Origin of the sequence: Enterobacter sp. A103 (assembly GCF_034427535.1) — a bacterium.
GTDB classification, from domain to species: Bacteria; Pseudomonadota; Gammaproteobacteria; order Enterobacterales; family Enterobacteriaceae; genus Enterobacter; species Enterobacter asburiae_B.
On record NZ_JAXQPQ010000004.1, the window covers coordinates 1 to 11,561 of the forward strand.

Sequence of the window (11,561 nt, forward strand, 5' to 3'; positions counted from 1 at the left end):
GGTGGTCCCACCTGACCCCATGCCGAACTCAGAAGTGAAACGCCGTAGCGCCGATGGTAGTGTGGGGTCTCCCCATGTGAGAGTAGGGAACTGCCAGGCATCAATTAGAAAAACCCCGTACCGAAAGGTGCGGGGTTTTTTGCTTTGTGCTTACCCTCTTTGGCATTTCTCTTAATCCCTTATCCTGCTAATGGAATGTGTGATCCCTGTCGCAATGTCATTTATAACAAAATTATAACATTTCATTTACGAGGTAATTGAGTCTCCTGGCTCAATACGCCGCTGTTTATGGCAGGAGCATAATTACAATGACAGAAAGCATTACATCAAACGGGACGCTGGCTAACAGTGATACCCGAAGAAGGGTATGGGCAATCGTCAGCGCCTCTTCAGGGAATCTGGTTGAATGGTTCGACTTTTACGTCTACTCATTCTGTTCACTCTACTTCGCACATATTTTCTTCCCATCCGGAAACACCACAACGCAGCTGCTACAAACGGCGGGGGTATTTGCCGCAGGGTTTTTAATGCGGCCCATCGGGGGCTGGCTGTTTGGCCGCATTGCGGATCGTCGCGGCCGTAAGGCTTCTATGCTGATCTCGGTGTGCATGATGTGCTTTGGTTCTCTGGTGATCGCCTGCTTACCGGGATATGAATCGATTGGTACCTGGGCACCGGCGCTACTATTACTGGCCCGCTTATTCCAGGGATTATCGGTAGGGGGTGAATACGGTACCAGTGCGACCTACATGAGTGAGATTGCCCTGGAAGGCCGTAAAGGTTTTTACGCCTCATTCCAGTATGTCACGCTGATTGGTGGTCAACTGCTGGCCATTCTTGTGGTGGTGATCCTACAGCAGATTCTGACGGACGAACAACTTCACGCCTGGGGATGGCGAATTCCTTTCGCGATGGGCGCAGTACTGGCGGTTGTCGCACTTTGGCTGCGCCGTCAGTTAGATGAAACCTCTCAGAAGGAAGTCAGAACGCTGAAGGAGGCGGGAACATTCAAAGGGTTATGGCGTAACCGCAAAGCTTTCCTTATGGTGCTGGGCTTTACTGCGGGCGGCTCTCTCAGTTTTTACACGTTCACCACCTATATGCAGAAGTACCTGGTGAACACCACCGGCATGCACGCAAACGTCGCCAGCGTAGTCATGACCGTGGCGCTGTTTGTCTTTATGCTCATACAACCCATTATCGGTGCGCTCTCGGATAAAATCGGTCGACGTACGTCGATGCTGATTTTCGGCGGCCTGTCGGCGTTATGTACCGTACCTATTCTGTCGGCCCTTCAGCATGTGACTTCGCCTTATGCGGCGTTTGCGCTGGTGATGCTGGCGATGGTGATTGTCAGTTTCTATACCTCTATCAGCGGAATACTGAAAGCTGAAATGTTCCCGGCGCAGGTACGTGCTTTAGGGGTAGGGCTCTCTTATGCGGTAGCTAATGCGTTGTTTGGCGGATCGGCGGAGTACGTTGCGTTGTCGCTTAAATCATGGGGAAGTGAAACGACATTCTTCTGGTACGTAACGATAATGGGCGCACTGGCCTTTATTGTTTCCCTGATGTTGCATCGCAAAGGGAAAGGCATTCGGCTTTAATAGCGCGCCATCTGCCACACGGCATAGCCGGTCGTTGCGCCGGCGACATCCCAGGCGAAATCTTTCCAGCTCCAGCCGCTCCCTGCGGGGCGGCTATCCCACAGTTCTTTTGATGCTCCAAGACTGACTGAGAACATCAACCCTATCGCCGCGCTACGATCCCGGCTGTATCCCTGATGCTGCGCATATTCATTGCCGGCTGCGGACAACATCGCGGAAGCGAGGAAATGCTGGGCTTTATCCTGTCCGGACCAGTTATCGTTGGCCATATGGCTACAGCCAGTCAGAAAGAGGACGCTAAGTAACAGAGGAATACGCATCAACGGCTCCATAAAAAAGCCCTGCGGGTGGCAGGGCCTGGACATTACAGAATACGGCTGATAAGTCGGTCGATACGGATACGACGTAAGCGGCGGATAAGCTTGCGGACTTTTACCGGATAATCGGCAATGCTCTGCAGTTCGCGGTAATGATTCACCACAGTGGTATGTGTGCGAATCAGCTCCAGCTCACGCTCACGTTTTGCGGCTAACTCATGCTGTGGATCATGGATCAGAATAGCGTTTTCCAGATCCAGTCGCCACGCGCGTGGGTTCAGGTTGTTACCGGTCAGCAGCATCCACTCATCGTCAACCCACATTCCTTTCAGATGGTAAGTGTTGTCTTCATCTTTCCAGAGACGCACAACCAGCTGGTCAGTGTTTACGTAATACTGTAAACGGCTCAGGAAACGGCGCAGGTTAATCTCATAGAGATAAGGCAGCGCACCGATGATTTTGAACGGCTGATCTTCAGGAATGAAGAAGTCGTTTGCAGTTTTATCGCCAACGATGATTTCCACTTTTTTACCGTCGCGCAGCAGCTGAATGATATTACGCACCAGCACGGCAGGAAGGTTGAAGTACGGCGTACAGATGGTGAGTTTCTGCTCTGCACACGGCATCAGATGGAAGATCGTTTTGTTAAGCAGGCTTGATTTGCCGAGCCCTACCAGTGGGGTAACGGATAACTCTTCGTTGTTCGCATCACCCTGGAAATGATAGACCGCATCACGCAGCTCCTGGCGGAAGGCGCGAACATCGTTTTTGATTTCCGGGCTTTTAGGACGCTCAGGATCGTCAAGGCGATTAACACCGCGGCCATGGACCAGATTTTTATCAACCCAGTTAAACATGATATCGGCCATCTGCGGATTACGGATCAGATGGTAGCGGTCGTAGCGATATTTATCGAGCTGATGAAGGTAAACATCATTCAGACTTGCGCCGCTGTAAAGCACGCTGTCATCAATGATGAATCCCTTGAAATGAAGGACGCCGAGCGCTTCACGGGTATTAACCGGGACGCCATAAACAGGCACATCAACGCCAGGATTTTCCTGCGCCGTGCGGCAATACCAGTCAGCATTGGTGTTTGAGGCGGCAGCGCCAATACGGCCACGCTGAGCGCGATGCCAGTCTACCAGCACGCGAACATCAAGTTCCGGACGCTGACGTTTGGCTTCATAGAGCGCGTTCAGGATCGCGCGCCCACCTTCATCCTGTTCAAGATAGAGCGCTACAATGCAAATGCGTCGCGTGGCGCTGGCAATCTTTTCCAGAAGCGTCTCCCGAAAATGAGCGGGAGCGTAAAAGAACTCTACATCATCAACTGACTGAGAAATCTTCGGTAGTTGAGCAAGGTGTTGTTGATGTTTATTACGCTTAAATTTTGACAACATCACAGTGCGTTTCTTCTCTGTTCATTGAAGGGTTGTCTGTACCATGCAAACAACATAAGCGGACAATGATACCACCAGTCCCGTCCAAAGTGGGTAACATTTCCAGTAGCTTACTCGCGTTTGTCTGCTGATGTCAGACTGAGGGACAAGGCCACAATACCTTCGTCCAGCTGAATATCAACGTCAAACCCAAGTTTTCGCGCAAGGGTCACCATACCGCGATTGTTAGGCATAGTAATGCCATTGAGGCGTAACAATCCGTGATCTCGCGTATAACTGATAAGTTTTTCCAGCAGCCGTCTGCCCAGACCCAGGCCTTTAAGATCGGAGCGCACCAGCACCGCAAACTCCGCATCGACGTTATCCGGGTCAGAAATAGCACGCGTGACGCCGAGGATCTCATCCCCCTTATCGGAGCGACGAACGGCAACAAACGCCATTTCTCGATCGTAGTCGATCTGGGTCATATTGGCTAAATCATCGTGGGTAAATTCGTTGATTTCGCTAAAATAGCGATAATAAAGATCCTCTTTCGTGACCTGAGAGATAAAGGCCCGCAGCTGGGGCTCATCTTCCGGCAGAATAGGGCGGAACAAGGCGCGTTCCCCATTCTTCATCTCAACCCACTCTTCCAGCTGCAGGGGATACGGGCGGATCGCCAGACGGCTCTCTCTGTCTCCTTCGAATGGCGCGATATCAAGGGTCACGTCCAGCGCCGTAAACTCATTGCCCGAGGCGAGCAGCGGATGAATGTCCAGCCGCTGGATTTCGGCACAATCCACAATCAGGTTAGACACCTGCACCAGGAACTGACTTAACCCGGCAATATCAAGCGGGCGCAGCGCACTCCGGCCACGGATCTTTTTACTTTTGATCGCCTGGATGATCAGATAACGCGCCAGGTTCATGTTCAGTGGCGGTAACGCCACCACGGCCTGCTCCTCCGGACGCCACTCAACGCCACCCTCTCCCAGCATGATGAGCGGACCGAAGACGGGATCGTGTTCGACCACCACCCGTAATTCCTGAGCCCCTGCGCGGTTTGCCATGCTTTGCACCAGCAATCCGTGGATCCTTGCCTGCGGCCAGGCCATTTTGACCCGATCAAAAATGGCATCAGCTGCCTGCTGCACCTCAGTCGCCGTACGCAGGTATAACATAACCCCTTGAACATCAGACTTATGCGGGATATCCGGGGAACGCAGCTTCAGGGCCACCGGATAGCCAATCTGTTCGGCAATATGCACGGCCTCAGCGCTGTCGCTGGCGATCCAGGTCGGCAGGGTTTGCATCCCGTAGCTGCCCAGAATGGGCTGGACCTCATGCGTATCAAGCGAGGTCGCGCCTTCTTCAATGGCCTGCTGCAACAGCCGGTGAACGTCGACGGTGTTCGCCGTCAGATTACCCGGCAAAGCCGGCGTTTCACGCAGCTGTTTCTGGTTGCGGCGATACTCCACCATATGCATAAACGCGGTGATGGTGCCTTCCGGCGTGCGGTAGGTTGGCAGCCCGGCCTCGCTGAACAAGCGCCGCGCCTCCTGAGAGGAAAACTCACCGCACCAGTTGGTGAGCAGGGTAACGTATTTACCTCGCGGATGGTTGCGCACGGCGTCAATGAGCGCGCGCGCGCTTTCACTGCCCGGCGCGACCGCGCTGGGGGAGTGGATAATCATCAGCGCGTCGAAATCCTGGCTATCCAGCAAAATGGAGATCGCCCTGATGTAGCGGTCGCTGCTGGCGTCATCGCGCAAATCAAGCGGATTGCCGGGCGTCACGCTGGTCGGAAGCGCTTCTTTCAGGCGCTGCAGCGTCTCTTCACTCAGCGTTGCCAGCTTGCCGAAGCGCCGCCACAGCTCGTCCAGCGCGAGCGCGGCAGGGGCCGCACCGTTACTGACAATCATTAGCTTCTCACCGCGCAACGGGCGCATATGGCTTAACGTCTCAACGGCGGAAAAAAGCTCGTGCGTATCCTGTACCCGCAGCAACCCCGCGCGCTGAATGGCGGCGTCCCAGGCGGGATCCATGCCGGAATGAGAATGCAGCAGACGCTGTGCCGCAGGGCTGCGTCCGCTTTTGATCACCAGGATCGGCTTATTGCGCGAAGCGCTTCGCGCAGCCGAGACAAAACGACGCGCGTCGCTGAGGTGCTCAAGATAAAGCAGGATCGCGCTGGTTTTGCCGTCACGTGCCAGAAAATCCAGTAGCTCATCAACGTCGATATCCAGGCTGTCGCCCAGGGCAATGAAGTAGGAGAATCCCATTTCACGCTGCTGCGCCCAGTCGAGGATGGTGTTCGATACCGCAGCCGACTGCGAGATAAACGCCAGTTTGCCTTTGCGGATCGGAACCGGGGAGAAACTGGCATTCAGCCCCTGCCAGGGGGCGAGCAGGCCCAGACTGTTTGGCCCAAGAATGCGCATTTGATAGCGGCTGGCGCAGGCCAGAAGCTCGGCTTTCTGTTCAGGCGGAGACGAAAGAATAATGCAGGTTTTACACCCTTTCTTGCCGAGTGATTCCAGCAGTTCCGGGTTGCGCTTCGCGTTTGTACAGAGTACGGCAAGATCCGGCACGAAAGGCAAGCTTTGTACATCAGGCCATGCAAGTACCCCCTGAACGGCCTTATAAGACGGCGTGACGGGCATGACGGGGCCATTAAATCCCCCGGCCAGCAGATTACGCATCATCAGATAGCCAGCACGATCCGGCTTCATTGATGCGCCGATAACGGCAATGGATTTAGGACGAAGTAGCGCTTCTAACCCTCGCTGGCTCATGCAGGCCTCCTGTGAATGCAAGCGACCTGATGATTTTAAACGCTTTCTGGCTCGGGCGCTGTGACGCTGCCCTTATGAACGGTTTTTCCCGCCAGATAGCGCTCCCGGAAGCATGAGAAATGGTTGCCCAGGGCACCAGCCGCAGCGGTATCTCCCGCTAAATCCAGAAGTGCAATCGCCACTTCGGCGGTGCAGTATTGCCCGTCAGCATGCGCTTCACGCAGGCGGTAGGCGGAGACGCGGGAAAGATCGACAGAAATCACCGGCAGCGCGTCGAGATACGGGCTTTTGCGAAACATTTTTCGCGCTTCGGTCCATGTACCGTCCAGCATGATAAACAGCGGTGGTTTACCGGATGGCGGCGCTGAAAGCACCTGGCGATCCACACCTGCATATGACGCGGGGAAGACGACCATCGGCTGGTAGTCGGGGCTGGCCACTAAATCGAGCAGGGCCTGAGGCGGCTCTGTACGGGACCACTGAAACGCGGCGGTATCCGGCAGAATATCGGCGATAAGACGCCCCGTATTGCTGGGTTTCATCGGCTCGGTATCGAACATGACCAGACAAAAACGGCTCTGTGCCGTACTCGGTGCCAGCGTCTCGCACAGACAAACCTTCAGCGGCAGAAGGCAGCGCTGACAGCGGCGAATACGGTTGCCTCGTGCGAGGAACGGTCGGGTGGCGCGCGCAAGGCGTTCGGCGCGTAATTTAAGAACGGCGTTATCAGTCATGGGCGAAATGCAGGAAAAACGCTATTTTCGCAGAGGCGGGAGCGGGGCACAAGACGTGCCCCGTGAATGTTACAGCGACTCGTTTAACCAGCTTTCAAAAGGTGCTTTTGGAACCGCACCGTTGAGCATATCGATCACTTCGCCATTTTTGAAAATCATAATGGTCGGGATGCTGCGAATACGAAAACGTGCGCTCAGTTCGGGTTCGGCTTCGGTATTGACCTTAACGAACCGCATTTTTCCGCTGCGCTCTTCGGCCACATCTTCGAAAATCGGCGCGAAGCTACGGCAAGGGCCGCACCATGGCGCCCAGAAATCGATCACGACAGGAAGATCGTCCTTGAGGAGTTTGTCCAGCGTAGCACCCGTCGCGTTAATGACATCGCCATCAAATAATTCATGGCCACAACGTCCGCATTTCGCACCATCTTCCATCCGATCGTCCGGAATGCGATTAAGAGCCTGACAGTTGGCACATACGGTATTCATAACTAACCTCTGATAGAGCCGTGGGACAGCGGCACAACGCCGATAATGTTTCTAATATGTTACATATTATCAATGAGCCTGTTTGAAACAACAATGCGTTTTATTCAATGAGAACAATAGTCACAGGCTTTTGTACGAAATTATGGCTATGCGCTGGCACATCGGGTAATCTGCGCGCTTCGCGCAGCGCTGGTGGAGAAAAGCATGAACGACGAAATGAAAAACAAAAGCGGCAAGGTCAAAGTGATGTATGTCCGCAGTGATGATGACTCTGATAAACGCACCCAAAATCCGCGTACCGGAAAAGGTGGCGGGCGTCCGGCGTCTTCTCGTGCAGACGGTGGCCGTCGCCCCGCCCGCGATGACAGAAATAACCGCGGTGATGACCGCAAACGTGACGATCGCAAACGCGATGACCGTCCGCGTTCCGACCGCCCACGCAGTGACCGTCCACGCGACGATCGTCCGCGTGATGACTTCTCACGTGATAACGCCTCACCGTGGCGCACCGTTTCTCGCGCCCCTGGCGATGAGACGCCGGAAAAAGCCGATCACGGCGGTATCAGCGGTAAAAGCTTTATCGACCCGGAAGTGCTGCGCCGTCAGCGTGCGGAAGAGACCCGCGTGTATGGCGAGAACGCCTGCCAGGCGCTGTTCCTGAGCCGTCCTGAGTGTATCGTCCGCGCCTGGTTTATCCAGAGCGTGACCCCGCGCTTCAAAGAAGCGCTGCGCTGGATGGCCGCGAACCGTAAAGCCTACCACGTGGTTGATGATGCCGAGCTGACCAAAGCGTCCGGCACTGAACACCACGGCGGCGTCTGCTTCCTGATCAAAAAGCGTAACGGCACGACCGTGCAGCAGTGGGTCAGCCAGGCGGATGCCGATGACTGCGTGCTGGCCCTGGAAGATGTGGGCAACCCGCACAACCTGGGCGCAATGATGCGTAGCTGCGCGCACTTTGGCGTGAAAGGCGTGCTGTTGCAGGATGCCGCGCTGCTGGAATCCGGTGCCGCGATCCGTACTGCGGAAGGCGGAGCCGAGCACGTACAGCCGATCACCGGCGACAGCGTTCTGGACGCACTCGAGCAGTTCCGTAAAGCGGGTTATTCCATCGTGACCACCTCAAGCCATGCCGGTACGCCGCTGTTTAAAGCGACGTTGCCGCGCAAAATGGTGCTGGTATTAGGTCAGGAACGTGATGGTCTGTCTGACGCGGCGCTCTCCAGTGCGGATCTGAGCGTCTCTATCGACGGAACAGGCAATGTGGAAAGTCTGAACGTATCCGTTGCGACCGGCGTACTGCTGGCCGAATGGTGGCGTCAGAACAAGGCATAAGCCATTATGCTTTTTGTATGCCCGGTGAGCCGGGCATACAAACTCAAACTACTCGCTCTCTGCCGGTAATACAGGCATCCAGTCAATCGGCTTTTCGCCACGTTTTTCCAGCCATTCATTCGCCAGAACAAAATGATTACTGCCAAAGAAACCGCGATGTGCAGACAGCGGTGACGGGTGCGGTGCCTTGAGCACGTGATGACGCTGACGATCGATAATCGCCCCTTTCTTCTGCGCGTGAGAACCCCAGAGTAAAAACACCACCCCTTCACGATGCTCGTTGATCAGGCTGATGACTTTATCGGTAAACGTCTCCCAGCCCAGACTGGCGTGCGAGTGCGCCTGACCCGCCCGTACGGTAAGCACCGTATTCAGCAACAGCACGCCCTGGCGCGCCCAGCTTTCCAGGTAACCGTGGTTTGGCCGGGTAAAACCGGGCACGGTTGCTTCAAGCTCTTTATACATGTTGAGCAGAGAAGGGGGGATAGCCACGCCCGGACGAACGGAAAACGCCAGCCCATGCGCCTGCCCGGGGCCGTGATAGGGATCCTGGCCCAGAATGACCACTTTCACATCGCTCAGTTCGGTGTAGCGAAAGGCGTTAAACACGTCTTTCTGCGGCGGGTAAATCGTCTGTCCGGACTGACGCTCAGCGGCAACGGTGCTGAGCGTATTGATAAAATAAGGCTGCTGCTTTTCTTCTGCCAGCACGTCATGCCAGGTTAAAGGTGTCGTCATCTCGCTCTCCTGCGAATCTCAATCTCTGACTAGCTTACCTGTTTCACCCCGGTGAGCAAAATTACGCGCTGAAATACGTGCTAAGTGGCTAAATTTATTTTGAAAAGATACAGGATAAGTTGAATTGGCAAGGTTGTTAAATTGATCTAAAACAATAAATTCAAACCACACTCTTTATGTGGTTGGTGTTTTTGTTGATTTAAATCAATAAATCGCTGAGGTGTGAATGTTATATATACACACAAGAAACAATGGTTTTACCAATTGGCCGCGAGAGGCCGACACGAATTAATGTAGCCTAAGGGAGGCAACACATGATCAAAGGTATCCAGATTACTAAAGCTGCAAATGACGATCTGCTCAATTCTTTCTGGCTGCTGGACAGCGAGAAGAACGAAGCGCGCTGCGTCGTTGCGAAAGCGGGTTTTGCTGAAGATGAAATCGTACCGGTAAACAAACTGGGCGAAATCGAATACCGTGAAGTTCCTATGGAAGTGCAGCCGGAAGTGCGCGTGGAAGGGGGTCAGCACCTGAACGTAAACGTGCTGCGCCGCGAAACGCTGATGGATGCCGTTGAGCATCCAGAAAAATACCCACAGCTGACTATCCGCGTGTCCGGCTATGCGGTTCGCTTTAACTCACTGACTCCAGAACAGCAGCGCGACGTTATCGCCCGTACCTTTACTGAAAGCCTGTAACGGCTTCAGCAGGGGGGGAATAAAAAAGCCGGGGATTTCCCCGGCTTTTTTTACTCTTCAGTTTTCGTCTCTGGTGCGGCAGAGCTTGGCTTACGGCGCTTACCAATATTTTTGGTATCGCGGTGGCGCTGCTTCACGCGCGGTTTCTCTTTTTCTTTCTCTTTTCTCTCAGCACGTTTTGCGAGCGCTTTCTTGGACGGTTTACCCGTCATCTTTTCACTCGGCGCACGCGTGGTCGGGCGGAGTTCGTCAATAACGCGCGCTTTCAGCGGCTCATCAACATAGCGGCCAATTTTCTGCAGCAGCAGGTAGTCATGCGCTTCGACCAGTGAAATCGCAATCCCTTTGCGGCCCGCGCGGCCGGTACGGCCAATGCGGTGCAGGTAGGTATCTCCGCTGCGCGGCATATCGAAGTTAATGACGTGGCTGACGTCCGGGATGTCGATCCCGCGAGCGGCAACGTCAGTTGCAACCAGCACGTTGACGCGGCCATCGGTCAGGCGCTTAATGCCTTCGGTACGCTTGATCTGCGCCATCTCGCCTTCAAGATAGCAGTTGTTGATCCCGGCGTTACGCAGCATCTCAGCCAGCTCGTGCACGCGCTCACGCTTACGCACAAACACGATGGTGCGCAGAGCATCTTCCTGCTTCAGCAGGTGTTTCAGCAATTCGACCTTGTGCTCAAGGTTATCCGCGCGGTAGTACCACTGGTGGATCTTCTTACGCTCACGGGTGGACGGCGTCGCCGAGACTTCCACCGGATCTTCCAGCAGACGCTCTGCGAAGTCTTTGATCGCTTCCCCTTCGAGGGTGGCAGAGAACAGCATCGTCTGGTTACGCCAGCGCGTTTCCCCTGCAATGTGCTCGATATCCTGTGCGAAGCCCATGTCCAGCATGCGGTCGGCTTCGTCGAGGATCAGCGTTTCAACCGCGCGGCAGTCGAAGTTCTCTTCTTTAATGTACTGCAGCAGGCGGCCCGTCGTCGCAACGACGATGTCCTGGTTTTCGCTGAACACTTCGGCGTGGTTCATGTACGCAACGCCGCCGGTGATGGTGGCGATATCCAGATGAGTATTTGCTGCGAGTTCACGCGCGTGATCGGCAACCTGCATTGCCAGTTCGCGCGTAGGCGTCAGGATCAAAATACGCGGCGGGCCAGATTTTTTACGCGGGAAGTCGAGCAGATGCTGCAACACAGGCAGCAAATAGGCTGCTGTCTTCCCCGTGCCGGTTGGCGCAGAACCGAGCACATCGCGGCCCTCAAGCGCAGGCGGAATGGCCGCTGCCTGAATGGCGGTCGGGCGTGTAAAGCCTTTGCTCTCAAGTGCATTGAGCAGGCTTTCATCGAGTTCAAGTTCGGAAAAAGTCGTTACAGTCATGTTCTACCTCTGTGTGGGGCGCTGATTATAGACGTTACGGCTGTAATCTTCATCTGTTTGTATGGATATCGCTTTTCGGCCACTTCGCTT

At 54.7% G+C, this 11,561-nt stretch carries 10 protein-coding genes and 1 rRNA gene; 4 read left to right on the forward strand and 7 right to left on the reverse strand.

Translation table 11 applies throughout. From position 1 onward, the window contains the following. Nucleotides 1-99 (forward strand): 5S ribosomal RNA (rrf, locus tag SPH27_RS12650); the annotation flags it as partial. Nucleotides 100-308: 209 nt separating this feature from the next. Continuing rightward, entirely contained in the window at nucleotides 309-1,604 is a 1,296-nt protein-coding gene (locus SPH27_RS12655; RefSeq protein ID WP_029741120.1) for an MFS transporter, read from the forward strand. On the opposite strand, the gene SPH27_RS12660 is transcribed toward SPH27_RS12655, so the two are convergent. The 5 genes from SPH27_RS12660 to trxC all read right to left on the reverse strand — a co-directional run bounded on the left by SPH27_RS12660 (nucleotide 1,601) and on the right by trxC (nucleotide 7,321). Further along, nucleotides 1,601-1,924, reverse strand: a complete 324-nt coding sequence (locus SPH27_RS12660; protein ID WP_033146245.1) for a YfiM family lipoprotein — start codon at nucleotides 1,922-1,924, stop codon at nucleotides 1,601-1,603. The genes SPH27_RS12655 and SPH27_RS12660 overlap by 4 nt on opposite strands. 44 nt (nucleotides 1,925-1,968) lie before the next feature. Next, the gene (gene pssA, locus SPH27_RS12665) at nucleotides 1,969-3,324 is read right to left on the reverse strand and encodes a CDP-diacylglycerol--serine O-phosphatidyltransferase (protein WP_023333068.1); all 1,356 of its coding nucleotides are present in this window, start codon (nucleotides 3,322-3,324) and stop codon (nucleotides 1,969-1,971) included. 110 nt (nucleotides 3,325-3,434) lie between these two features. Continuing rightward, nucleotides 3,435-6,098, reverse strand: coding sequence for a bifunctional acetate--CoA ligase family protein/GNAT family N-acetyltransferase (locus SPH27_RS12675; RefSeq protein ID WP_048978828.1), 2,664 nt, complete (start codon nucleotides 6,096-6,098; stop codon nucleotides 3,435-3,437). 35 nt (nucleotides 6,099-6,133) lie between these two features. Further along, entirely contained in the window at nucleotides 6,134-6,832 is a 699-nt protein-coding gene (locus tag SPH27_RS12680) for a tRNA-uridine aminocarboxypropyltransferase (protein WP_039263763.1), read from the reverse strand. Nucleotides 6,833-6,901: 69 nt separating this feature from the next. After that, nucleotides 6,902-7,321, reverse strand: a complete 420-nt coding sequence (gene trxC, locus SPH27_RS12685; protein WP_023308858.1) for a thioredoxin TrxC — start codon at nucleotides 7,319-7,321, stop codon at nucleotides 6,902-6,904. A gap of 204 nt (nucleotides 7,322-7,525) precedes the next feature. Between trxC and SPH27_RS12690 the strand changes: the two genes are divergently transcribed. Continuing rightward, a complete protein-coding gene (locus SPH27_RS12690) occupies nucleotides 7,526-8,656 on the forward strand; it encodes a tRNA/rRNA methyltransferase (RefSeq protein WP_029741125.1) in 1,131 nt (376 codons plus the stop codon). Nucleotides 8,657-8,704: 48 nt separating this feature from the next. On the opposite strand, the gene ung is transcribed toward SPH27_RS12690, so the two are convergent. Then, entirely contained in the window at nucleotides 8,705-9,394 is a 690-nt protein-coding gene (ung, locus tag SPH27_RS12695) for a uracil-DNA glycosylase (protein WP_023308856.1), read from the reverse strand. Between the two features lie 314 nt (nucleotides 9,395-9,708). Here ung and grcA point away from each other — a divergent pair, with 314 nt between their 5' ends. Next, a complete protein-coding gene (gene grcA / locus SPH27_RS12700; protein WP_058841740.1) occupies nucleotides 9,709-10,092 on the forward strand; it encodes an autonomous glycyl radical cofactor GrcA in 384 nt (127 codons plus the stop codon). A gap of 50 nt (nucleotides 10,093-10,142) precedes the next feature. Here grcA and srmB read toward each other — a convergent pair whose 3' ends face one another. Next, nucleotides 10,143-11,471: an ATP-dependent RNA helicase SrmB gene (srmB, locus tag SPH27_RS12705; protein ID WP_023308854.1), complete on the reverse strand. Its 1,329-nt coding sequence runs from the start codon at nucleotides 11,469-11,471 to the stop codon at nucleotides 10,143-10,145. Nucleotides 11,472-11,561 lie beyond the last annotated feature (90 nt).

Excerpts from the sequence above, each read along its gene's own strand:
- grcA (WP_058841740.1), top strand. The coding sequence starts at position 9,709 with ATGATCAAAGGTATCCAGATTACTAAAGCTGCAAATGACGATCTGCTC.
- SPH27_RS12675 (WP_048978828.1), bottom strand. The coding sequence starts at position 6,098 with ATGAGCCAGCGAGGGTTAGAAGCGCTACTTCGTCCTAAATCCATTGCC.
- SPH27_RS12655 (WP_029741120.1), top strand. The coding sequence starts at position 309 with ATGACAGAAAGCATTACATCAAACGGGACGCTGGCTAACAGTGATACC.
- pssA (WP_023333068.1), bottom strand. The coding sequence starts at position 3,324 with ATGTTGTCAAAATTTAAGCGTAATAAACATCAACAACACCTTGCTCAA.
- SPH27_RS12690 (WP_029741125.1), top strand. The coding sequence starts at position 7,526 with ATGAACGACGAAATGAAAAACAAAAGCGGCAAGGTCAAAGTGATGTAT.
- ung (WP_023308856.1), bottom strand. The coding sequence starts at position 9,394 with ATGACGACACCTTTAACCTGGCATGACGTGCTGGCAGAAGAAAAGCAG.
- SPH27_RS12680 (WP_039263763.1), bottom strand. The coding sequence starts at position 6,832 with ATGACTGATAACGCCGTTCTTAAATTACGCGCCGAACGCCTTGCGCGC.
- srmB (WP_023308854.1), bottom strand. The coding sequence starts at position 11,471 with ATGACTGTAACGACTTTTTCCGAACTTGAACTCGATGAAAGCCTGCTC.
- trxC (WP_023308858.1), bottom strand. The coding sequence starts at position 7,321 with ATGAATACCGTATGTGCCAACTGTCAGGCTCTTAATCGCATTCCGGAC.
- SPH27_RS12660 (WP_033146245.1), bottom strand. The coding sequence starts at position 1,924 with ATGCGTATTCCTCTGTTACTTAGCGTCCTCTTTCTGACTGGCTGTAGC.